The organism is Streptomyces sp. NPDC005485 (assembly GCF_040606085.1).
In the GTDB taxonomy this organism is placed as follows: domain Bacteria; phylum Actinomycetota; class Actinomycetes; order Streptomycetales; family Streptomycetaceae; genus Streptomyces.
The window spans coordinates 1-22,424 of the sequence record NZ_JBEXDZ010000119.1 but is presented as its reverse complement, the minus strand read 5'-3'; the positions used below and the strand labels follow the sequence as shown (position 1 = coordinate 22,424).

23 protein-coding genes and 1 tRNA gene are annotated in these 22,424 nt (G+C 70.3%); 11 read left to right on the top strand and 13 right to left on the bottom strand.

The genetic code is table 11. The features are described from left to right. Nucleotides 1–61 precede the first annotated feature (61 nt). Together ABZS97_RS31580 and ABZS97_RS31575 are read left to right on the top strand one after the other, a co-directional pair. Nucleotides 62–2,452, top strand: a complete 2,391-nt coding sequence (locus ABZS97_RS31580; RefSeq protein ID WP_356143196.1) for a ribonucleoside-diphosphate reductase subunit alpha — start codon at nt 62–64, stop codon at nt 2,450–2,452. Further along, nucleotides 2,452–3,465 carry a ribonucleotide-diphosphate reductase subunit beta gene (locus tag ABZS97_RS31575; protein ID WP_356143195.1) on the top strand — a complete coding sequence of 338 codons (1,014 nt, stop codon included), beginning with the start codon at nt 2,452–2,454 and terminating at the stop codon, nt 3,463–3,465. Before ABZS97_RS31580 ends, ABZS97_RS31575 begins: the two co-directional genes overlap by 1 nt. On the opposite strand, the gene ABZS97_RS31570 is transcribed toward ABZS97_RS31575, so the two are convergent. After that, a complete protein-coding gene (locus ABZS97_RS31570) occupies nt 3,378–3,620 on the bottom strand; it encodes a hypothetical protein (protein ID WP_356143194.1) in 243 nt (80 codons plus the stop codon). The two genes, ABZS97_RS31575 and ABZS97_RS31570, sit on opposite strands and share 88 nt — an antisense overlap. Nucleotides 3,621–3,713: 93 nt before the next feature. Between ABZS97_RS31570 and ABZS97_RS31565 the strand changes: the two genes are divergently transcribed. Continuing rightward, entirely contained in the window at nt 3,714–4,679 is a 966-nt protein-coding gene (locus tag ABZS97_RS31565; RefSeq protein ID WP_356143192.1) for a helix-turn-helix domain-containing protein, read from the top strand. A gap of 15 nt (nt 4,680–4,694) precedes the next feature. Here the strand turns inward: ABZS97_RS31565 and ABZS97_RS31560 are convergent, their stop codons facing one another. From ABZS97_RS31560 to ABZS97_RS31515, 10 genes are all read right to left on the bottom strand, one after another. After that, nucleotides 4,695–6,065 (bottom strand): cytochrome P450, encoded by a 1,371-nt coding sequence (locus ABZS97_RS31560; RefSeq protein WP_356143190.1) that lies wholly within the window; start codon nt 6,063–6,065, stop codon nt 4,695–4,697. Next, a complete protein-coding gene (cyc1, locus tag ABZS97_RS31555) occupies nt 6,062–7,147 on the bottom strand; it encodes an epi-isozizaene synthase (protein ID WP_356143188.1) in 1,086 nt (361 codons plus the stop codon). The genes ABZS97_RS31560 and cyc1 overlap by 4 nt, the downstream gene beginning before the upstream one ends. A gap of 306 nt (nt 7,148–7,453) precedes the next feature. Beyond that, entirely contained in the window at nt 7,454–8,104 is a 651-nt protein-coding gene (def, locus tag ABZS97_RS31550) for a peptide deformylase (RefSeq protein WP_356143186.1), read from the bottom strand. 110 nt (nt 8,105–8,214) lie between these two features. Beyond that, nucleotides 8,215–9,195 carry a hypothetical protein gene (locus tag ABZS97_RS31545; RefSeq protein ID WP_356143184.1) on the bottom strand — a complete coding sequence of 327 codons (981 nt, stop codon included), beginning with the start codon at nt 9,193–9,195 and terminating at the stop codon, nt 8,215–8,217. Between the two features lie 158 nt (nt 9,196–9,353). Next, nucleotides 9,354–10,595 carry an HD domain-containing protein gene (locus ABZS97_RS31540; RefSeq protein WP_356143182.1) on the bottom strand — a complete coding sequence of 414 codons (1,242 nt, stop codon included), beginning with the start codon at nt 10,593–10,595 and terminating at the stop codon, nt 9,354–9,356. Continuing rightward, on the bottom strand, nt 10,592–11,998 hold the full coding sequence (locus ABZS97_RS31535) for an HD-GYP domain-containing protein (RefSeq protein WP_356143180.1): 1,407 nt from the start codon (nt 11,996–11,998) through the stop codon (nt 10,592–10,594). The genes ABZS97_RS31540 and ABZS97_RS31535 overlap by 4 nt, the downstream gene beginning before the upstream one ends. Before the next feature lie 150 nt (nt 11,999–12,148). After that, nucleotides 12,149–12,451 (bottom strand): mycothiol system anti-sigma-R factor, encoded by a 303-nt coding sequence (gene rsrA, locus ABZS97_RS31530; RefSeq protein WP_356143178.1) that lies wholly within the window; start codon nt 12,449–12,451, stop codon nt 12,149–12,151. Continuing rightward, a complete protein-coding gene (sigR, locus tag ABZS97_RS31525) occupies nt 12,448–13,143 on the bottom strand; it encodes an RNA polymerase sigma factor SigR (protein WP_356143176.1) in 696 nt (231 codons plus the stop codon). Before sigR ends, rsrA begins: the two co-directional genes overlap by 4 nt. A 254-nt stretch (nt 13,144–13,397) precedes the next feature. Beyond that, nucleotides 13,398–14,045 (bottom strand): alpha/beta family hydrolase, encoded by a 648-nt coding sequence (locus tag ABZS97_RS31520; protein ID WP_356143174.1) that lies wholly within the window; start codon nt 14,043–14,045, stop codon nt 13,398–13,400. Nucleotide 14,046: 1 nt separating this feature from the next. Further along, nucleotides 14,047–14,862 carry an SOS response-associated peptidase gene (locus ABZS97_RS31515; protein WP_356143172.1) on the bottom strand — a complete coding sequence of 272 codons (816 nt, stop codon included), beginning with the start codon at nt 14,860–14,862 and terminating at the stop codon, nt 14,047–14,049. A gap of 50 nt (nt 14,863–14,912) precedes the next feature. Here ABZS97_RS31515 and ABZS97_RS31510 point away from each other — a divergent pair, with 50 nt between their 5' ends. The 4 genes from ABZS97_RS31510 (at nt 14,913) to ABZS97_RS31495 (ending at nt 18,640) form a co-directional block, all read left to right on the top strand. Beyond that, the gene (locus ABZS97_RS31510; protein ID WP_356143170.1) at nt 14,913–15,635 is read left to right on the top strand and encodes a M50 family metallopeptidase; all 723 of its coding nucleotides are present in this window, start codon (nt 14,913–14,915) and stop codon (nt 15,633–15,635) included. A 185-nt stretch (nt 15,636–15,820) separates the two neighbouring features. Then, the gene (aroA, locus tag ABZS97_RS31505; RefSeq protein WP_356143168.1) at nt 15,821–17,161 is read left to right on the top strand and encodes a 3-phosphoshikimate 1-carboxyvinyltransferase; all 1,341 of its coding nucleotides are present in this window, start codon (nt 15,821–15,823) and stop codon (nt 17,159–17,161) included. Between the two features lie 16 nt (nt 17,162–17,177). Then, nucleotides 17,178–18,188 carry a ribosome small subunit-dependent GTPase A gene (gene rsgA / locus ABZS97_RS31500; RefSeq protein ID WP_356143166.1) on the top strand — a complete coding sequence of 337 codons (1,011 nt, stop codon included), beginning with the start codon at nt 17,178–17,180 and terminating at the stop codon, nt 18,186–18,188. Between the two features lie 128 nt (nt 18,189–18,316). Further along, entirely contained in the window at nt 18,317–18,640 is a 324-nt protein-coding gene (locus ABZS97_RS31495; RefSeq protein ID WP_356143164.1) for a multidrug efflux SMR transporter, read from the top strand. A 57-nt stretch (nt 18,641–18,697) separates the two neighbouring features. On the opposite strand, the gene ABZS97_RS31490 is transcribed toward ABZS97_RS31495, so the two are convergent. Next, nucleotides 18,698–19,324, bottom strand: coding sequence for a TetR/AcrR family transcriptional regulator (locus ABZS97_RS31490; protein ID WP_356143162.1), 627 nt, complete (start codon nt 19,322–19,324; stop codon nt 18,698–18,700). A gap of 229 nt (nt 19,325–19,553) precedes the next feature. Between ABZS97_RS31490 and hisN the strand changes: the two genes are divergently transcribed. The 3 genes from hisN (at nt 19,554) to ABZS97_RS31475 (ending at nt 21,460) form a co-directional block, all read left to right on the top strand. Next, on the top strand, nt 19,554–20,354 hold the full coding sequence (hisN, locus tag ABZS97_RS31485; protein WP_356143160.1) for a histidinol-phosphatase: 801 nt from the start codon (nt 19,554–19,556) through the stop codon (nt 20,352–20,354). 152 nt (nt 20,355–20,506) lie between these two features. Continuing rightward, nucleotides 20,507–20,899, top strand: a complete 393-nt coding sequence (locus tag ABZS97_RS31480; protein WP_356143158.1) for a CBS domain-containing protein — start codon at nt 20,507–20,509, stop codon at nt 20,897–20,899. A 144-nt stretch (nt 20,900–21,043) separates the two neighbouring features. Next, nucleotides 21,044–21,460, top strand: coding sequence for a Fur family transcriptional regulator (locus ABZS97_RS31475; RefSeq protein WP_356143156.1), 417 nt, complete (start codon nt 21,044–21,046; stop codon nt 21,458–21,460). 113 nt (nt 21,461–21,573) lie between these two features. Here ABZS97_RS31475 and ABZS97_RS31470 read toward each other — a convergent pair. After that, nucleotides 21,574–21,647: transfer RNA gene (locus ABZS97_RS31470), tRNA-Met, on the bottom strand. A gap of 116 nt (nt 21,648–21,763) precedes the next feature. On the opposite strand from ABZS97_RS31470, the gene ABZS97_RS31465 reads away from it, so the two are divergent. Beyond that, nucleotides 21,764–22,258 (top strand): DUF5709 domain-containing protein, encoded by a 495-nt coding sequence (locus ABZS97_RS31465; protein ID WP_356143154.1) that lies wholly within the window; start codon nt 21,764–21,766, stop codon nt 22,256–22,258. Nucleotides 22,259–22,424 lie beyond the last annotated feature (166 nt).

The window sequence follows — 22,424 nt, the reverse complement described above, 5'->3', positions numbered from 1 at the left end:
CGAGCCCGTGCGCCCCGCTGCCCTCGCCCCAGGCCCCGTGCCGAGCGAGGGAGAGTCCCACGTGACCATCGCGCCAGTCGATCCGGCTTCAGCGACCGAGGCGACCGCGACCACCGTGACAGGGGCCGAGGCCGACGCTCCGGGAACCGCGTTGCTGCGGACCCTGACCGACCTCACCGCCGACCTCCCCGACGCCGACCCCGGCCGGGTCGCCGCCGCCGCGCTGCGCGGCCGCTCCGCCCGGGCCGACGAGGCGGAGCTGCGCGAGCTGGCCACCGAGGCGGCCGCGGGCCTCATCTCCGAGGACCCCGCCTACTCCCGGCTCGCCGCGCGCCTGCTGACGATCAGCATCGCCGCCGAGGCCGCGTCGCAGGGTGTCACGTCGTTCTCCGGCTCGGTCGCGGTCGGGCACCGCGAGGGTCTGATCGCGGATCGCACCGCCGAGTTCGTACGGCTGCACACGGCCCGTCTCGACGCGCTGATCGACACCGTCGCCGACGACCGCTTCGGTTACTTCGGCCTGCGCACCCTGCACAGCCGCTATCTGCTGCGGCACCCGATCACCCGCAAGGTCGTCGAGACGCCCCAGCACTTCATGCTGCGCGTGGCCTCCGGCCTCGCCGAGGACGACACCACCCGAGCGGTGGACGAAGTCGCGGCCCTCTACCGGCTGATGAGCCGCCTCGACTACCTGCCCTCCTCCCCCACGCTCTTCAACTCCGGTACGCGGCACCCGCAGATGTCGTCCTGCTACCTCCTCGACTCCCCGCTGGACGAGCTGGACTCCATCTACGACCGCTACCACCAGGTCGCGCGCCTCTCGAAGCACGCGGGCGGCATCGGTCTGTCGTACTCCCGTATCCGCTCCCGCGGTTCGCTGATCCGCGGCACGAACGGGCACTCCAACGGCATCGTCCCGTTCCTGAAGACCCTCGACGCCTCGGTCGCCGCGGTGAACCAGGGCGGCCGGCGCAAGGGCGCGGCCGCGGTCTACCTGGAGACCTGGCACTCCGACATCGAGGAGTTCCTGGAGCTGCGCGACAACACCGGTGAGGACGCCCGGCGTACGCACAACCTGAACCTCGCGCACTGGATCCCGGACGAGTTCATGCGCCGGGTGAACGAGGACGGCGTGTGGTCGCTGTTCTCACCGGCCGACGTGCCCGAGCTGGTGGACCTGTGGGGTGACGCGTTCGACGCCGCCTACCGCAAGGCGGAGGAGGCCGGGCTCGCCAAGAAGACCATTCCGGCCCGCGACCTGTACGGCCGCATGATGCGCACCCTCGCGCAGACCGGCAACGGCTGGATGACGTTCAAGGACGCCGCCAACCGCACCGCCAACCAGACGGCGGAGCCGGGCCACACCGTCCACTCCTCGAACCTGTGCACCGAGATCCTGGAGGTCACGGACGACGGGGAGACCGCGGTCTGCAACCTGGGCTCGGTGAACCTGGGCGCGTTCGTCGACACGGCGGTCGGCGACATCGACTGGGAGCGGCTGGACGAGACGGTCCGCACCGCCGTCACCTTCCTCGACCGGGTCGTCGACATCAACTTCTACCCGACCGAGCAGGCGGGCCGCTCCAACGCCCGGTGGCGCCCCGTGGGCCTCGGCGCGATGGGCCTCCAGGACGTCTTCTTCAAGCTGCGCGTCCCCTTCGACTCGCCCGAGGCCAAGGCCCTCTCCACCCGCATCGCCGAGCGCATCATGCTCGCCGCGTACGAGGCCTCCGCCGATCTCGCCGAGCGCAGCGGCCCGCTGCCGGCCTGGGAGAAGACCCGCACGGCCCGCGGTGTGCTGCACCCCGACCACTACGACGTGGAGCTGAACTGGCCCGAGCGCTGGGCGGCGCTGCGCGGACGTATCGCCTCGACCGGGATGCGCAACTCCCTGCTCCTCGCGATCGCGCCCACCGCGACCATCGCCTCGATCGCCGGTGTGTACGAGTGCATCGAGCCGCAGGTCTCCAACCTGTTCAAGCGCGAGACGCTGTCCGGCGAGTTCCTCCAGGTCAACTCCTACCTGGTGCGCGAGCTCAAGGACCTCGGCGTGTGGGACGCCCGCACCCGTGAGGCACTGCGCGAGTCGAACGGCTCGGTGCAGGACTTCGCCTGGATCCCGGCCGACGTACGGGCGCTGTACCGCACGGCATGGGAGATCCCGCAGCGCGGCCTCATCGACATGGCCGCCGCGCGGACGCCGTTCCTGGACCAGTCCCAGTCCCTGAACCTGTTCCTGGAGACGCCGACCATCGGCAAGCTCTCCTCGATGTACGCGTACGCCTGGAAGTCGGGCCTGAAGACGACGTACTACCTGCGCTCGCGCCCGGCGACCCGCATCGCCCGCGCCGCACAGGCACAGACCCCCATCCCCGTACAGCAGCCGACCCCCGACGAGGACGCGGTCGCCTGCTCCCTGGAAAACCCCGAAAGCTGCGAGGCCTGCCAGTAATGTCCAGCGAAACCAAGAACCTTCTCGACCCGGGCTTCGAGCTGACCCTGCGTCCGATGCGCTACCCCGACTTCTACGAGCGCTACCGGGACGCCATCAAGAACACCTGGACCGTGGAGGAGGTCGACCTCCACTCGGACGTCGCCGACCTCGCGAAGCTGTCCGAGGGCGAGCAGCACATGATCGGCCGGCTGGTCGCGTTCTTCGCGACGGGCGACTCGATCGTCTCGAACAACCTGGTGCTGACGCTGTACAAGCACATCAACTCCCCCGAGGCGCGGCTGTATCTCTCCCGCCAGCTCTTCGAGGAGGCCGTGCACGTCCAGTTCTATCTGACCCTGCTGGACACGTATCTGCCCGACCCCGAGGACAGGGCGGCCGCCTTCGACGCGGTCGAGAACATCCCGTCCATCCGTGAGAAGGCCGGGTTCTGCTTCAAGTGGATCAACGAGGTCGAGAAGCTGGACCGGCTGGAGACGAAGGCCGACCGCCGCCGCTTCCTGCTGAACCTGATCTGCTTCGCCGCCTGCATCGAGGGCCTCTTCTTCTACGGCGCCTTCGCGTACGTCTACTGGTTCCGCAGCCGGGGCCTGCTGCACGGTCTCGCCACCGGCACCAACTGGGTCTTCCGCGACGAGACGATGCACATGTCCTTCGCGTTCGAGGTCGTCGACACCGTCCGCAAGGAGGAGCCGGAGCTCTTCGACGACCGGCTTCAGCAGGAGGTCACCGACATGCTGCGGGAGGCCGTCGAGGCCGAGCTGCAGTTCGCGCGCGACCTGTGCGGTGACGGCCTCCCGGGGATGAACACCGACTCGATGCGGCAGTACCTGGAGTGCGTCGCCGACCAGCGCCTGACGCGCCTCGGCTTCGCTCCCGTGTACGGCTCCGAGAACCCCTTCGCCTTCATGGAGCTGCAGGGGGTTCAGGAGCTGACCAACTTCTTCGAGCGGCGTCCCTCCGCGTACCAGGTCGCGGTGGAGGGCAGCGTCGACCTCGACGAGGACTTCTGATCCTCGGCCGCTTCGCGGGTCTGCTGGGCCTCCCTGATCTGACGGTCGACGCGCCGGTCGTGCGCGAGACCGACCAGCGAGGGGAGGACCAGGAGGACGAGGATTGCGAGAACGGTCAGCATTGAGATCAGGCCTTCCATGTGTGTCGTATCCATAGACACCACTGTCGCGCCTGACGCTCCTTACCGTCAGTGGCAGGACTGCCGGGAACCCTCGAATTACTGCCAGAGTCGAGGCACACTGGCAGCATGCTGAAAAACGTGGTCGCCATCCTGCTCGACGGTGTGCACCCCTTCGAACTCGGCGTCGCCTGCGAGGTGTTCGGCCTCGACCGGAGTGACGAGGGGCTGCCGGTGTACGACTTCGCGGTCGCCTCGGCGGAGGGGCCCACCCTCGGCACGCATGTCTCCGGGTTCACCGTGTCCACCCCGCACGGCCTCGACCGGCTGGAGGGGGCCGACCTGGTCATCGTGCCGGCCGGGAACACCTACGCCGTGCGCGGCTATCCGCCGGAGCTGCTCGACGCGCTGCGCAGGTCCGCCGACCGGGGCGCGAGGGTGCTCAGCGTCTGCTCCGGTGTCTTCGCGCTCGGCGCGGCCGGGCTTCTGGACGGCCGGCGCTGCGCCGTGCACTGGCAGCACGCGGACGAGCTCGCCCGCCAGTACCCGCGGGCGATCGTCGAGCCCGACGTGCTGTACGTGGACGAGGACCCGATCATCACGTCGGCCGGCACCGCCGCCGGGATCGACGCCTGTCTCCACCTCGTGCGCCGGGAACAGGGCCCGGAGGTCGCCAACGCCATCGCGCGGCGCATGGTGGTGCCTCCGCACCGCGACGGCGGGCAGGCCCAGTACATCGAGCGCCCGCTGCCGGCCGCCCCGTGCGACACGGTCGGCGAGGTGCTCGTCTGGATGGAGCGCCACCTCGACGAGGAGGTGACCGTCGAGCAGCTCGCGGCCCGCGCCCTGATGTCCCCGCGCACCTTCGCCCGGCGTTTCCAGCAGGAGACGGGGACCACTCCGTACCGCTGGATCCTGCGCCAACGGGTGCTGCTGGCCCAGCAGTTGCTGGAGGGGACGGACGAGACCATGGACGCGATCGCGGGCCGTACCGGGTTCGGGAACGCGGCCGCGCTGCGCCATCAGTTCGTCCGGGCGCTGGACACGACCCCGCAGGCGTACCGGCGCACGTTCAGAGGCCCGCAGGCCGCCTGAACGTGCGCCCTGCGCTCAGCGGGGTACGGCCTTCAGCAGGAGCCGGTGCGGGCGCAGCGTGATGCCGACCCGCGTCGCGTCGTTCGACCCGGATACCTGCTCGAAGCGCCACCGCGACGCCACCGTCGCCGTGATGAGGCTCAGCTGGGCCATCGAGAAGTGGTCACTCGGGCACTTCCGGTTGCCCACGCTGAAGGGGCTCATCGCGTACTTCGGCACCTCCTTGGAACGCTCCGGCAGCCAGCGGTCCGGATCGAACCGCGCATGCTGCTCGTACGACCGCGGATCGCGCTGTATCGCGTACGGGCTGTACACGATGTCGGCCCCGGCCGGAATGCGATAGCCACCGAGTTCCGTTTCGCTGACCGCCCGCCGCGTCAATATCCATACGGCGGGGCGCAGCCGCATCGCCTCGACGACGACATTGTTCGTGTGGGTCAGCTGCCTGACGTCACCGAATGCCACCGGCCGGTCACCCGCGACGGATTCAACCTCGGCGCGGACCCTGTCCGCGTGTTCCGGATGCTCGGCGAGGACCTGGAGGATCCACATGATCGTGGACGCGACAGTTTCGCTGCCGGGGGTGAGTATCGCGACCACCTGGTCGTGGATCTCCTGCTCCCCTATGGGCTCGCCATTCTCGTTCTTCGCTTCCAGCAATGCTGTCAGCAAATCGTCCGGCTTTTGACCAGATGCGCGCCGCTCGGCGATGATCTCGTCGACCAGGAGATGCAAATCGGCCAATGCCCGGTTGAATTTGCGGTTGGCCGGGAGCGGCAGCCGATAGAGCGGTCCGGCCGGGACGACCATGCGCCGGTACATACCGCGGAAGACGGTGGCGAGCGCGACGCACAGGCGCTCCGCCCGCTCGTCCATGAAGTCTCCGCGCAGCAGGCAGCGGGCCGCGATGCGCACGGCGACGCGGAACGACTCCGCCGTGCAGTCGACCGTCGCCCCCGACTCCCAGCGGTCGGCGAGCGCGCGTGCTTCCTCCTCCATGATCGGCCCGTACTCGGGGATGACGTCGAGCCGGAACGCGGGCTGGATGGTGCGCCGCTGGCGCCGGTGCGTCGGCCCGTTGGCGGTCGCCACTCCCTCCTTGCCGAGCAGGCCTTCGAGGGATTCCCAGAGGGGCCCGTCGATCTTGAAGTCGGGGCTCAGCGCGAGCGCCCCGGTGAGGGCGGGCGCGGTGACGGCGTACACCGTCTTCGGGCCGAGCCTGAGCCGTACGACGTCGCCGTGGTCGCGCAGCTGGGCCATGAAGGCCAGCGGATCGCGGACGAGCTTCCAGCCGTGGCCGAGGAGCGGGACACCGCCGCCCGCGAGGGGCGGCTCACGCAGCTCCGGAACCGTGGGGGCTTCGGGCTTCACGGACTCGACGGTCATTTCTCACCTGCCGCTTCGTTGTTGACGTACGGGGGCGTGGACCGGTCGTCCCAGTTGTCGACCATGTACCGGCCGGACTCGTGGTGGAACCAGTACACGGAACTGAACCAGTTCCGCATGTTGCCGAGGCACGCTTTCACGGCGATGCTGAGTTCCTTTCCCGCGACAGTGCCGTCCGCGAGGGTGTCGGCGAACCGTAATGCTTCCTTTTCTGCGGCCAGGAATTCGGTGATGCATTCCTCGACCCGGCGCCTTACTTCCGCAATCGCCTCTTCCAGGGTCAGCCCCTCGTGCTGAATGAGACTGATTCCGAGATTGTGGACTTCGTCTCCCGCTATTTCCTTGGGAAGCGAACAGAGATCGTTGTACCAGGCGGCGAATTCCTGGCTCAGGAGTGACGCCCGGTGATATGCCGGATGTTTCCGCACCGCGAGCGGCATTTCACACCCCGCGCTCGGCTCCAGGAGGTCGGTCCAGATCCAGTGCGCGAAGGTGAGCCGCCGGAGGTCGAGGTATTCCGCGACGGTGGGGACGGTGCCGGACGAACGGTTCTGGAATTCCCGGTCGTACGCGTCGATCACCGCATGGAAGTGTTCGGCGAACCGGACGTTCCACTTCTTGCTGAGGAACGAGTACAGCCGCACCATGCTGTCGGCGAACCCCGCGACCAGCGGATCCCGGTGGTGCAGGTGGTCCCGGGGGGAGTCGAGCGCATCGTGCAGCTGGAACCTGAGCCTCCGCCAGGCGGCCGGCCGGGCATGGACGACGTCGCGGTCATGGCGGTCGTCCCAGACGAAGAACCACGCGCTGTAGTCCGCTATAGCCTGCATGACCTCGTCGGAGGCGCCTATGTAGTAGCCCGCCATGAGGTCCGTGTAGCACAGTCCATCGGCATATTCCTCGACCTTGTCGGCCGGCATGAGCCGCTTTTCGAGGAGCCAGGTCCTGGTCTTCTCCTGGAGCCTGGGCCAATAGGGGTGCAGTTGCCGGGGAAACGCAGCTTCGATCACCGGGAGAGAGAGCGCCGGTGGAACCGCGACCGCAGTCGGTGTCGATGAAGTGCCGTGTGGGAAAGCATGCACGAACAAACCCCTCTCAGCCGCCAGTTGGCGCTACACCCCTCCCGCCGTGCCGGGCGTGCGCCGTTGCGTATCCCCGCCCTTCCCATTCAGCACCACAACTGACCGTTCTGGGAACGGATTTGCACCGTTCACTACCCCACCGTGCCGAGAATCTCCCCTTGTGTGACTGAATATGGATCGCTCAACGAGCACATGGGATCGAACGTGCGACGCACATGCGAACGGCGCCTGGCCGTGGGCTTCCCGGCCAGACGCCGTACGTCCGGGCTCACAAACGATCGTGAGCCTCAACTGCATATATGCGTCTCAGTCGTTCGCCACGACGGGGTAGCGAGGCTCGTTGTCGGCCATCTGCCGCAGCGCGTCCTTGCGCTCGCGCTTGGAGAGCCGGTCGATGTACAGGTAGCCGTACAGGTGATCGGTCTCGTGCTGGAGGCAGCGCGCGAAGTACCCGGTGCCGCGCACCTTGATCGGGTTGCCCTTCTCGTCCTGCCCGGTGACCTCGGCGTAGTCGGGGCGGGCCAGCGGCGCGTACGCCGTCGGCACGGAGAGGCAGCCCTCGTTGCTCTCGTCCAAGTGGCGCTGGTCGGCGGGCAGTTCACGCAGGACGGGGTTGCAGACCACGCCGGTGTGCCGCTTGCCCTCGTCGTCCGGGCAGTCGTACACGAAGACCTTGAGGTCGACACCGACCTGGTTGGCGGCCAGGCCCACGCCCTCGGCGGTGTGCTGGCTCGCGAACATGTCGTCGATCAGCGCCGCCAGCTCGTCGCCGAACTCGGTGACGTCCTTGCACTCCTTGTGCAGCACCGGGTTGCCGACGACCGTGATGGGCCGCGAGGTGCCGCGCCCGCGGTAGGCCGCCTCGCGCTCCTCGCACTCCTCGAAGTCGATGACGAAGCCCTCGTCGTCCACGGGGAGCACGCCCGTGTGCTGCTGATCGGTGTCCTGCTGCGCCATGACCGACGTACGCCTTCCTGATGCCTGGGAGAGAGGTGCTCATACAGAGTACGGGGGCCCGCGCCCCCAGGGGCGCGGGCCGGCACAGCCGACGGCAGCGGCCGTGGCCCTCAGCAGACCTCTTCCAGGTCCCGCCAGTCCCGCGAATCGGGGCTGTCGGCCACCCATCCGTCAAGAAGCCCGCGCACCAGCCCGGCGGGCGCGGCCAGTCCGCACTCGCGCTCGGGCACCCACAGCTGCCCGTCGGTGCGGTGGCCGAGCGGCCCGGGGTGACCCGGCTCGCTGTGGTCGTGCGGGTCCAGGTGCTCGCCGTCGCCCTCGTCGGACGGCATCCGGGACTCGGAGCACATCCGGCACAGCAGCCGTACGGACGACGACCAGTCCTCGGCGGCGAAGCCGGCGTCGGCCGCGAGCTGCTCCAGCGCGTCCCGGTCGTCCTCGGTGGCCGCCTCCAGGAGGACCACCCAGGTGGGCACGGGCGAGGGCGCCCACAGCTCGATCTCGTCGAAGACGGGGTACGCGTGTCCGGCGGCCGTCGTCCGCTCGCCGTGCGGGACGCCGTCGTGCAGGACGACCTCGCCCCAGCGCCGCCCCGAGGACGGCAGCGGGATGGAGAGCACCTCGATCCGCGCGGGGTCGAGGCGACGCCCCCACACGACCTCGGCCTCCCCCTCGGGGGACAGCCGCACGGCCGCACTGCCGAGGTCCATGCCCACCGGCTCCCCGGAGACGGCGGCGCCGCCCGGCACCCTCAGCCCGTACGCCTGCCAGGCCCGCCGCGCCAGCGGCCAGTCCTGCAGGGCCGTGGCCGCGATGCCCACGTTCCACCAGTCAGGTGCGCCCGTCTCGCGGTCGAGCAGCGCGACGGCCCTGAGGCCCGCCGCCCGGGCCTGCTCCCAGTCGTGCCGGAACTTGTGCAGCAGCGCGAGATTGAACCAGGACTCGGACAGCCAGGGCTCCAGGTCCGCGGCACGCGTCAGCAGCGCTCCCGCGTCCTCGTACCGGCCGTCGCCGATGAGCGTGAACGCCCGGTCGGTCGCCTGCCGCCATGAGGCGGAGGGCCGGTGCCGTCCCTTGCCGAAGATCCTCACGATTCCCGCCTGCCAGTTTCCGTTCTTTGGGCTGGCTTGTGCCCCCGGACACCCTCTCTCTCGCATCCAACCACGGACGGTCGGAGGAGCGCTCATTACCCATGGGTTACCCAGCCCGGGGCAGAGTCAGACCGCCCGGCTGTCCCCCGCCACCACCCTCAGCCGCGACGCAGGGGCGTCGCCCCTCCGCTGCGCAGCAGCACCCTGGCCAGCGACTCCACGACCTCGGGCTGATAGTCGCGGGCCGTGCCGAGCCTGAGCTTCTCCAGGGCGGTCAGCGGGCCTCCCGGCCCTGCTTCCCTGGCCATCTCCTCGTATGCGTTCACCGCTCGGACGATCCTGGCACTGACCGGCTGCTCCCGATAGGGGTCGGCCTGCCGTTCCACCACCACCGCGACCTCGGTGTCCACCCCGGTCTGGCGTACGACGGCCCCGCCGAGCAGGGCGATGCGCCGCTGTTCCTCGGCGGGCAGCACCGCGGTGGCCCCGGCGGGCACCGGGTCGAGCAGCGAGAGCTGTCCGATGTCGTGCATCAGGGCCGCGTACTCCAGCACGGTCAGGCCCGGCTCGGACAGGCCCAGCTCACGGCCGACCGCCCGGCAGAGCGCGGCCACCCGCCGTGCGTGCCCGGGGGGCGTGTACCCGGCGATCTCGGTGGCCCGCGCCAGCGAGGCGATCGTCTGCCGATAGGTGGTCCGCACCTCCGCGTACCGCCGGAAGGAGAGCTGGGTGAGCAGCAGGGGCAGCGAGAAGACGGGCAGCGCCCAGAGCCCGACGACGGCGACCGCGAGCGCCATCACGGTCCCGGTCGCGCACACGGCGGACCCGATGCCGAGCATGGCCCGCAGTTCGTCGCGCAGCAGCGGGCCGAAGGGCCAGCGGGTACGGGAGCGCGCCATGACGGCGGCCAGCACGGCGTCGCACAGTGCGGTGAGGACCAGCAGGGCGACGAGCAGCAGCGCGTACGCCGGGCCGTCCCACTCGTGCAACCTGCCCTGGTTGTAGAGCGGTTGGAAGCAGACGGCGGCGAATCCGACGGTCAGCAGTCGCCGGGCCACCTGGTCGAACGTCGGCCCCTGGCCGCGTGCGATGTGCGGCACACAGCCGACGAGGGTGGCCGCGACGACCACGGCGACGACCTGGAGCACCCCGTGGTGCGTGGGATTGCCGGCGTCCTCCCCGAGCAGCGCGTACGCGAGGGCCCCGGCGGTGCCCAGGGGCGCGGACTCCCGCTCCGCACCGTTGGACCGGGAGAGTTCCCCGAGGGCGATGAGCAGCCCGAAGGCGAGCGCGGTGCCTCTTTCGTCCACCCCGTGCCAGAGGGTCTCGGCGAGCGAGACGACGGCGAGGAGGGTGGCGCAGCCGTGGACGAGGGTGAGCGCGGGGCGAGCGGGTTTCACGGTGCCCTCCGGCTCGCGGCGCCGCTGCCCTCTGCGGACCTGCCGGCACCGCTGCCCTCGGCGGACCTCCCGGCGACGGCCTGCGCGGGCGTCCGGGCACGGCCGGCGACGGGCGGCACGTTTCCGCACGGATCGTCGGCGGTGACGGCGGGGTGCCAGCCGTGCCGGGTGAGCGCCCGGACCAGCGCCTCCACCATCAGCGGGTCGAACTGGGAGCCGGCACACCGCTCCAGCTCCTGCAGTGCGGCCCCGACGGCCCGCGCCCGCCGATAGGAGCGGGTGGACGTCATCGCGTCGAAGGCATCGGCCACGGCGACCACGCGCGCGAACTCCGGAATCTGGCGCCCCATCAGTCCGTAGGGGTATCCGCTGCCGTCGAGCCGCTCGTGATGGTGCAGGATCGCCGACCGCGCCTCGCCCAGGAACCCGATCCCGCGCACCATCTCGTGCCCGTACTCGGGATGCAGCTCGATGACCCGCCGCTCCTGAGGCGTCAGCGGCCCGTCCTTGCGCAACAGGCGGGTGGGCACGCCGAGTTTGCCGACGTCGTGCAGGATCCCGGCGAACCGCAGCACCTCGACCCGCTCGTCGGCCATGCCCAGTTCCCGGGCGATCATCATGGACGCCTGCCCGACCCGCTCGCTGTGGCCGCGTGTGTACTCGTCCTTGATGTCGACGGCCTGCACGAGCGCCCGGATGGTGGCCTGGTGGGCCGCGCGCTCCCGGTGGTAGTGGGCGAACACCCAGCACGACACGTACATCGGCAGCAGCACCAGCAGCGCGGCGACGGGACCGAAGGGACTGCGCAGCAGCACCGCCATCATCAGCCCGGCCAGTCCGTGCACGGCGACGGGTGCGAGGGAGCGCAGGAACAGCCCGCGCCACGCGCCGCGTACGGGCACCCGGTCGGCCAGCACCAGGATGCCGCCGTCCAGGACGGTCAGCACGAGGCAGAACACCAGCACGGCGGCCCCGGCGGGCACCAGGGCGTACGGGAACCGCGGTTCGACGACCGCGTCCCGGCCGCCCAGCGACCAGTGCGCCTGGGAGGCCGCCCAGAGCGCCACGGCGAGCTGGGCCGCCCGCCAGACCCGGCGCAGCCCGCGCGGCCGCTGCTCCACCGGGGCGAGCAGCGCCCCCGGCAGCGGCACGAGGGCGGCGGCCGGGGGCGGCAGCAGGAAGGCCCCGGCGAGCAGCACGGGGAAGAAGGTGCCCATGGCGATGGGGGCGGGGCGGCCGTCGGGACGGTAGCGGGGGATTTGCTCGCAGCCCGCGTAGAGCGCGGCGAGCAGCACGACGACCCACCACGGCGTACGGATGGCGGGCAGCGGAACGAGACAGGCCAGGGCCCCGAGAACGACGCAGGCCACGTACACACGGGCCCAGGCCGGAATCGACCCCATCCGCCGCCCCCTCCCATGTCAGGCTCCGGAGCCTAGGGCGGCGGAAGTGACACGGGGGTGGCAATGGCCGAATCCGCGGGCCCAGGGCCCGCGGATTAGCACGTTCGGGTGACGGGGACGACGACTACGCCGTCGGTGGCAACCGGAGGTTCAGGACTCCTGCGCCGTCGCGGTGATGTCGTGCTCCGGCACGGTCTGGCCGGAGCGGATCATGTCGATGCGGCCCATGACCTTCGCGCGCAGGTCGGTCGGCACGTCGTCCTGACCGCAGCACCGCTTGACCAGCTTCTTCACGGCCTGTTCGAGCCCGTACTTCTCCAGACACGGAGAGCATTCCTCGAAGTGGACCTCGAACTTGGTGCAGTCCGAGTCCGGCATCTCGTGGTCCAGGAACTCGTAGAGATGATCGAGTACTTCACTGCAGTCCGTCTCGTGCGGCTCTCCGCAGCTCATGAGCCCGAACCTTTCGCTTCGTTCGACTCTCCGGCGCCGGCCGGGACCAGTCCGCGGTCACGCGCGTAGTCCTCGAGCATGCCGCGCAGTTGGCGACGGCCCCGGTGCAGCCGGGACATCACCGTACCGATGGGTGTCCCCATGATGTCCGCGATCTCCTTGTACGCAAAGCCCTCTACGTCGGCGAGATAGACGGCGATGCGGAATTCCTCGGGGATCGCCTGCAGAGCTTCCTTGACGTCCGAGTCCGGCAGGTGGTCGAGCGCCTGCGACTCGGCGGAGCGCAGACCGGTCGACATGTGCGACTCGGCGCGCGCCAGCTGCCAGTCCTCGATCTCCTCGGCCGCACTGCGCTGGGGCTCACGCTGCTTCTTGCGGTACGAGTTGATGAAGGTGTTCGTGAGGATGCGGTAGAGCCATGCCTTGAGGTTGGTGCCCTCGCGGAACTGGTGGAAGGACGCGTACGCCTTCGCGTACGTCTCCTGCACCAGGTCCTCGGCGTCGGCCGGGTTGCGCGTCATGCGCAGAGCGGCCGAATACATCTGGTCGAGGAATTCGAGAGCGTCCCGCTCGAAGCGCAGGGTGCGCTCGGCGGACGACTCCGAGTTCGTCTCCGCGCTCGTGCCCTGGCCCTCGGGCTGCTCCGCCTGGCCGTGTTCGGTCCCTGCGTCGGTCCCAGTGACCGGACCCACCTCCTCCAGCGACGTCGCGAGACCGAAACCGGTCCCACTCGAATCGGAGGATAGACGAACATCCGGTCCGCCCGCCGCCCGAATAGGGGTGGTCTTCGCCGCATGAAGCACCGTCCACTCCAGGTCAGCGCTGCTGCTGCGGCTCGGGCAGATGGTCGAACCCATGCGGCGGACTTCCTCTCGTACGGACGGCCAGCACTCCCCGTGCTGTCTGTTCGGCACAACAGTCGTTCCGTCGGGGACATTCCCGGGCGTCACGCGAGTGACGCGATCCACTTCAGCACTTCGGCCGCGATGACCCGCAGAGCCTCGTCCTGGTCGACCGGCGCTTTCTTCGGCACGGCGAAGCCGTGATCGCCGTACGGCACTTCGACCAACTCGTAGGAGCCCTGCGGGAACTCCTCGGGCTTCCCGAAGGGGTCGTTGCCGCCCTGTACGACGAGGGTGGGCACGCCCGCGCCGAGGAGTTCCGCGGCGCGTGACTTCTCGGGCCTGCCGGGCGGGTGGAGGGGGAAGCTGAGCGCGAGGACGGCGGCCGCGCCCAGTTCGGTCGCCGTCCGGCACGCGACGCGCGCGCCGGCGCTGCGCCCGCCCGCGATCACGGGCAGCCCGGGCTTCTCGACCGCCGGCCACACCCCGCGCCATCCGGTGTCCAGCGTCTTCGGCGCCGGCGCCAGCTTCTTGCCTGCCACCCGCCAGGGCTGCTCGACCAGGGCCACGCTCACGCCGTGGGCGGGCAGGACGGCCGCGAGGGCCCGCAGGTCGCGGGCCTCGATGCCGCCGCCGGCACCGTGGCTCACGGCCAGGACGAGCCGCGCCTGCCTGGCGCGATGCCAGGTGACGCGGGCCCTGCCGGCGTCGGTTTCGATGATCTCCGTCACATCGGATGTCGCATCAGTCACATCAGAAGAGTGTGCCCTCTTCGGGCCCCTCGAGTTCCTTCAGCAGCTCCGGGCCGTTGTTGCGGACGTTGCTGACCGCCGTGGAGACCGGGTACGCGCGCATCAGGCCGGGCGGCGGCGGGGCGAGCAGCTCGCGCAGGCCGTCGGCGTCGGTGCGGGACGGGTCGAGCCAGGCGTCCCAGCGATCCGGGGTGAGCATCAGCGGCATCCGGGGGTGGATGTCGGCGAGGGCGTGGGGGCCGTCGGCGGGTGCCACCGCGAGCGGTGAGGTCTCGGCCTCCGTGGTGATCACCGAGCACGTCACCCACCAGCTCAGCGGATGGTCGTCGGGCAGCGTCCTGTCGCGCCAGAACTCGTACAGCCCGGCCATCGCGAACACCGACCCGTCGGCGGGCAGGACGAAGTAGGGCTGCTTGCGCGGGCGCTTCTTCTTCCCCTCGACCTCCAGGTCGCGCTCGGCGGTCCCGGTCACCCACTCGTAATAGCCGTCGGCGGGGATGATGCAGCGCCGGGAGGAGAACGCGCGGCGGTACGACGGCTTCTCGTGCACGGTCTCCGCGCGCGCGTTGATCATCCGGGCGGCACCCTCGGGCGTCTTGGACCAGGACGGAACGAGCCCCCACTTGAGCCTGCGCAGCTGGCGAACCGGGTGCGGGCTGTCCGCGTCTTTCACCGGACGGTCCAGCACGGCGTAGACCTCCTTGGTCGGAGCCACGTTGTAGTCCGGCTCCAAGGTCTCCTCGGGTTCCCACTTCTCGATCTCAAAGATTCCTGCGAGATCCTCGGGCCTACGACTCGATGCATACCGTCCGCACATACGTGCCACACTGCCAGATTCCGCGTCACTCGAGGGAGCTCTTGCCACCCATGGACAGCACCGCATCCGCCTCTCTCGCCGCCCTCTGGGACGAGGTCTTCGGCAGTCAGCCGGACCCCGACCTGTGGGTGGTGATCGCCACGATGGTCGCCGCGCTGGCCGTGATCGTCCCGCACACCCTGTGGCGCCTCTCCCGCAACGCCATCACCATCGCGCACGAGGGCGGGCACGGGCTGGTCGCGCTGGTCACCGGCCGCACACTCACCGGCATACGACTGCACTCCGACACCAGCGGCCTCACGGTCAGCCGCGGCAAGCCGCACGGCCTGGGCATGGTGCTCACCGCGGCCGCCGGCTACACCGCTCCCCCGCTGCTGGGCCTCGGCGGCGCCGCACTGCTCGCCGCGGGTCACATCACGGCGCTGCTGTGGCTGGCCACGGTGCTGCTCGTCGCGATGCTGGTGATGATCCGCAACGCGTACGGGGCGCTCACCGTGGTCCTCACCGGCGGCACGTTCCTGCTGGTGTCGTGGCTGGCCGGGCCGCAGGTGCAGGCGGCGTTCGCGTACGCGGTGGTGTGGTTCCTGCTGCTCGGCGGGGTCCGCCCGGCCTTCGAGCTCCAGGCGAAGCGCAGCCGGGGCGGGGCGGGCGACTCGGACGCGGACCAGTTGTCACGGCTGACGCACGTGCCGGCCGGGCTGTGGCTGTTCCTGTTCCACGTGGTGTCGCTGAGCGCGCTGATAGGCGGGGGCCGGTGGCTGCTGGAGGTGTGAGCGCGCACGCGTGCGCCTCGCTCCGCCTGTGCGTCTCGTGCGTCCAGGTGTGAGCCTGTCGTCGTGCATATATGCACGGCACATACCCGCGGCCGCGTGCTGTGCGCGCCACCTCACTGTTTCGGTGGGATTTCGCCTCTTTTGATCAAGATCTCCGGTCATCGCCAGCCACTAAAGTGGAGCGCATGACCGCGAACCCCGCACACACCGCTCTCTGGCCCGCCCCGCATGCGAGCGGAGCCGTCGACGCGACGGTCCACGTACCGGGGTCCAAGTCGGTCACCAACCGGGCGCTGGTCCTCGCCTCCCTCGCCTCCGAGCCCGGCTGGCTGCGCCGTCCGCTGCGCTCGCGCGACACGCTGCTGATGGCGGGTGCGCTGCGCGCGATGGGCGTCGGCATCGAGGAGACGGTGTCCTCCAGTTCCACCATCGTCGGCGGCTCCGACATCTCCGGCGAGGCCTGGCGTGTCATCCCCTCGGGTCTGCACGGCCCTGCCACGGTTGACGTGGGCAACGCGGGCACGGTGATGCGCTTCCTGCCCCCGGTCGCCGCGCTGGCCGACGGTCCCATCCGCTTCGACGGCGACCCGAGGTCGTACGAGCGCCCCCTGACCGGTGTCATCGACGCGCTGCGCGTCCTCGGCGCCCGCATCGACGACGACGGGCGCGGCGCACTGCCGCTGACCGTGCACGGCGGGGGCGCGCTGGACGGCGGCCCGGTGGAGATCGACGCGTCGTCCTCCAGCCAGTTCGTGTCGGCGCTCCTGCTCTCGGGCCCGCGTTTCAACCAGGGCGTGGAGGTCCGCCACATCGGCTCCTCCCTGCCCTCCCTTCCGCACATCCGGATGACCGTGGACATGCTGCGTACGGTCGGCGCCCAGGTGGACACCCCGGAGGCGGGCGGCGAGCCGAACGTCTGGCGGGTCACGCCGGGTGCACTGCTCGGCCGGGACCTGACCGTCGAGCCGGACCTGTCCAACGCGCAGCCGTTCCTCGCCGCCGCGCTGGTGACCGGCGGCAAGATCTCCGTCCCGGACTGGCCGGCGCGCACCACCCAGCCGGGCGACCGGCTGCGGGAGATCTTCACCGAGATGGGCGGCTCCTGCGAACTGACCGAGTACGGGCTGGACTTCACCGGTTCGGGAGCGATCCACGGCATCGACGTGGACCTGAGCGAGGTCGGCGAGCTGACCCCCGGCATCGCGGCGGTCGCGGCCCTCGCGGACTCCCCCTCCACCCTGCGCGGAGTCGCGCACCTGCGCCTGCACGAGACGGACCGGCTGGCCGCGCTCACCAAGGAGATCAACGAACTCGGCGGTGACGTCACGGAGACGGCGGACGGCCTCCACATCCGCCCGCGACGGCTGCACGGCGGCGTCTTCCACACCTACGACGACCACCGCATGGCCACCGCCGGCGCAATCATCGGGCTGGCGGTGGAGGGGGTGCGGATCGAGAACGTGGCGACGACGGCGAAGACCCTGCCGGACTTCACCGATCTGTGGGCCGGAATGCTCGGGAACTGACGGGCGGACCTGGATCATGCGCCGCTACGGCAAGCACACCGACGAGGACGACATCCGCCAGCGCCCCAACCGCAAGGGCAACCGGCCTCGCACGAACATCCGACCCAAGCACGAGGACGCGGTGGAGGGCATGGTCCTCACCGTGGACCGCGGCCGGCTGACCTGTCTGGTCGACGGCCATGTCGTGATGGCCATGAAGGCCCGCGAGCTGGGCCGCAAGGCCGCCATCGTCGGCGACCGGGTGGCCATCGTGGGCGACCTGTCCGGCCAGAAGGACACCCTGGCCCGGATCATCCGTATCGAGCCGCGCACCTCGGTGCTGCGCCGTACGGCCGACGACGACGATCCCTTCGAGCGTGTGGTCGTCGCCAACGCCGACCAGCTCGCGATCGTCACGGCCCTCGCCGACCCCGAGCCCCGCCCCCGGCTGATCGACCGCTGCCTGGTCGCGGCGTTCGACGGCGGCCTGGAACCGATCCTGGTGATGACCAAGTCGGACCTCGCCTCACCCGACAAGCTCCTGGAGCTCTACGGCTCGCTGGACATCCCGTACGTCGTGACGAGCCGTGAGGAACTGGAGAACGGCGACGCCGCGGAACGGGTGCGCGAGCAACTCGACGGCAAGATCACCGCGTTCGTCGGCCACTCCGGCGTCGGCAAGACGACACTGGTCAACGCGCTGGTGCCGAAGGACAGGCGGCGTTCGACCGGTCATGTGAACGCCGTGACGGGCCGCGGCCGGCACACCACGACCTCGGCGCTCGCCCTGCCGCTCGCGAGCGAGGGGGGCTGGGTCATCGACACCCCGGGCGTACGGTCGTTCGGCCTTCACCACGTCGATCCGTCCCGGGTCATCCATGCCTTCCCCGATCTCGAACCGGGCACCGAGGGCTGTCCGCGCGCGTGCAGCCACGACGAGCCGGAGTGCGCGCTGGACCAGTGGGTGGCGGACGGCCACGCCGATCCGGCCCGTCTGTACTCGCTGCGCAGGCTGCTGGCGACGCGCGAGCGGCGCGAGGGCGACTGACCTCCGCGTTGTTTGCAGCCGTGCCGTGCCGGTAAAGGCATACTCGCACCAGGCCGGACGTGAGGCGGATGCGAGCCGGACGCACCAGCAGTCGACGAAGCAGTCATCGCGGACGCGGGAGGACAGACATGGCGTGGCTGCTGGTCGTCGTGGCCGGACTGCTGGAAACAGGCTTCGCCGTCTGTCTGAAGCTCTCGCACGGCTTCAGCAGACTCTGGCCGACCGTCGCCTTCTGCATCTTCGCGCTCGGCAGCTTCGGTCTGCTGACGCTGTCCCTGAAGAAGCTGGACGTGGGTCCCGCCTACGCGGTGTGGACCGGCATCGGCGCGGCGGGCACCGCGATCTACGGCATGATCTTCCTCGACGACCTGGTGTCCGTCCTGAAGATCGTCTCCATCAGCCTCGTGATCATCGGCGTGATCGGCCTGCAGATTTCCGGCTCCGCCCACTGACGCCTCTTCAATTCCCGGCCTCCGCAACGCAATCCGAGCCCGTGAAGGCCGGCCGTCTCAGGGAGTGACCCCCAGGGCCCGGTGCGACGGTGCCAGCGCGGCCTTCACCAGGTCGACGATCCCGCCCTCACCCGGCGGCGCGGCGACGCAGGACACCGCGAGCCGTACGACGAGTTCGCACGACCTCGTCAGTTCCGCCGCGTCCGATCTCGTGGTGCCCGATCCCGACAGTGTGGCCGCCGCCCGGTCCCGCACCAGCGCCACGAAGTCGGCAGGCGACGGCAGCGGCCCGTCGGCCCGCCGCTGCGCGGGCACCGCGGACGACGACGGCACCGCCGACAGCGTCGGTGAGGGCAGGCGCTCGCTCCAACACCCGGTCAGCATCGCGCGCACCAGCGCGTTGCCGCGGGCCGCGGACGTGATCCACTCCGCGGTCGCGGCCAGCCGCTCCCGTGCGTCACCGTGAACGGCCAGCGCACGGTCGACCCCGACCAGATACCCGTCCGCCTCCCGACGGACCAGGGCTCGCGCCAAACCCTCCTTGCTGCCGAACTCGTTGTACAACGTCTGGCGGGACACTCCGGCCACGGCGGCGACGTCGACCATCCGCACCGCGGACCACGGCCGACGTGCGAGCGCCGTATAGGCGGCGTCCAAGAGGGATTCCCGCGCTGCAGGCATCATCGCCTCCCTGGGGCGAGCGGCTCTGCAGCTCAGATTTGACGCGCACACGAGCACTGTCAAGGGTTCGCGGCAGTACCGAGGGGCGTACGCCGCCTGCCGTACGCCACCCACCCACGCACGGCAGGCCCCGGAACACCCCTCTCGGCACCCACGACGGACGCTCGGGGCCGAGGTCCCCGGGGCCCGGCCCCTGTGGCCCTGCCACGGAACGGCCAGATACGGTTCGCTCATGCCCGACTATCTCGATGACCTGCGCCTGGCCCACGTCCTCGCGGACGCCGCCGACGCCGCGACGATGGGCCGGTTCAAGGCGCTCGACCTCAAGGTCGAGACCAAGCCGGACATGACGCCGGTGAGCGAGGCGGACAAGGCGGCGGAGGAAATCATCCGAGGCCACCTCCAGCGCGCCCGCCCCCGCGACGCGGTCCTCGGCGAGGAGTACGGCATCGAGGGCACCGGCCCCCGCCGCTGGGTCATCGACCCGATCGACGGCACGAAGAACTACGTCCGCGGGGTGCCCGTCTGGGCCACGCTGATCTCCCTGATGGAGGTGGCGGAGGGCGGCTACCAACCGGTCGTGGGCGTGGTCTCCGCCCCCGCGCTCGGCCGTCGCTGGTGGGCGGCGAAGGGCCACGGCGCCTACACCGGGCGCAGCCTCTCCTCCGCGTCCCGCCTCAAGGTCTCGGGCGTCTCCAACATGTCCGACGCCTCCTTCGCGTACTCCTCACTCACCGGCTGGGAGGACCAGGGCCGCCTGGACGGCTTCCTGGACCTCACCAAGGCCGTCTGGCGCACCCGCGGCTACGGCGACTTCTGGCCGTACATGATGGTCGCCGAGGGCTCGGTGGACATCTGCGCCGAACCCGAGCTGTCGCTCTGGGACATGGCGGCGAACGCGATCGTCGTGACGGAGGCGGGCGGCTCCTTCACCGGGCTCGACGGCCGGCCCGGCCCGCACAGCGGCAACGCGGCCGCGTCGAACGGAATCCTCCACGACGAACTCCTGGGGTACCTGAACCAGCGGTACTGACCTGGGGCCCCTGTGTGCCCCCGGGGCGCCCCGAACTTGCCACGCACGCCCTCTTGTTGACCCTCCCTTTAACTGCGACTCTGAGAGTCCCCCCACTTGTGAACTTGTGAATCGCTTCTCTTGGCGCTTCACCCAGGAGGTGGCTCCAGCCCATGCTCGTCCGCGACGCCATGAGCACGGTGGTCCTGACCATCGGCCCGGCACACACCCTCCGCCAGGCGGCCCGCCTGATGTCCGCACGCCGCGTCGGCGCGGCTGTCGTCCTCGACGAGGATTCCATCGGGCTCGGCATCCTCACCGAGCGCGACATCCTCAACTCCCTGGCCCTGAGCCAGAACCCGGACACGGAGACCGCAGGTACCCACACCACGACCGACGTCGTCTTCGCCGCGCCGTCCTGGACCTTGGAGGAGGCCGCCACGGCCATGTCGCACGGCGGCTTCCGGCACCTGATCGTGCTCGACGGAACCGGACCGGTCGGGATCGTCTCGGTCCGCGACATCATCCGCTGCTGGGCGCCCACCCGTCAGCCCACCCCGGCCTGAGCGTGGAGGCGGGCGGATCCCGGAGAGGTTCCGCCCGCTCCCTCCGGAAGCGACCCCTCACTCCTGTACTTCGTCTAAGTCCAGTAAAGATCTAAAATCACACTCGTTCGGAAACTGTTCTTCCTGGCTGTTAAGCTGGCCTGCATGAGTGACCTGTTGGAACGACTGCGCGGACGTGGCTGGCGAATGACCGCGCAGCGGCGTGTCGTGGCCGAGGTCCTCGACGGCGACCACGTCCACCTGACGGCCGACGAGGTCCACACGCGCGCTGTCGCGAAGCTGCCGGAGATCTCCCGGGCGACCGTCTACAACACCCTGGGCGAGCTGGTCTCGCTCGGCGAGGTGCTGGAAGTCGCCACGGACAAGCGCGCCAAGCGGTACGACCCGAACGCGCACCGGCCGCACCACCACCTGGTCTGCGCCCAGTGCGGCACAATCCGGGACGTCCACCCGGGCGGCAACCCGCTCGCCGACCTCCCCGACTCGGAGCGCTTCGGCTTCAAGGTCTCGGACGTCGAGGTGACGTACCGGGGCGTCTGCCCGAACTGCGCGGCGGCCTGACCCGAGCACCCTCGGAGCCCCGGCATCCTCCTGGACGCCGGGGCCTCTGGACATCCAGACCCTCGGACACACCGAAGGCCCGGAACCATTGGTTCCGGGCCTTCGGCCTTCAGTAGCGGGGACAGGATTTGAACCTGCGACCTCTGGGTTATGAGCCCAGCGAGCTACCGAGCTGCTCCACCCCGCGTCGGTAAACACGACAGTACGTCATGCCCCGCGACCAGTGCAAATCCCTTCCCGGCCGCCCGGCGTACGGCGTCCGCCCCGGTTTGGCCGGGCCTCGTCCGGGCACTGGGAGACACCATGAGCGACGACGGCACGGCGGACGAGGCCTACCAGCCCACGGGCACCGACGAGGTGCGGGAGGACGCCACCCCGCTGGATCTCCAGAACGCGGTGGACGAGCGTACGTACGACGACATGCTCGACGAGGGCTACTCCCCGCCGGAGCGCCCGCTGGGCGTCACAAAGACCGGCACCACCGCGGCGGAGCAGCAGGAGGGCGAGCCGCTCGACGAACGCCTGCGCCAGGAGGTCCCCGACACGGGCGCGGAGCAGCCGACGGGCGACGACATCGGCGACCTGCCCGGCGGGGAGGGCGAGCCGCTGGACCCCGAGGCCGGCCGGGAGCGTGCGGGCCGCCTGGTCGCACCCGACGAAGGCACCCACCCGCACACCACCAAGGAGTCCGTCGCCACCGACGTCGGCATCGACGGCGGCGCGGCAGGCGCCGAGGAGGCAGCGGTCCACATCACCGAGGAGGACGAACTCCCGCCGACACCCGACCCGGACGCCTGAGCTCACCCGTCGACGGACTCCTTGGTCGTGTGCGGCTTCGTCACAAGGGTGCTCGGCGTGGGCCGGGTGTCAGGGGTTGGGCCCGCGTCCGCGGGCGCCGTCCCCAGGGGGCTTCTGACGGTTAAGGGCGGTCGCCACGAAGATACGTCACAATCCCCCGAAGACG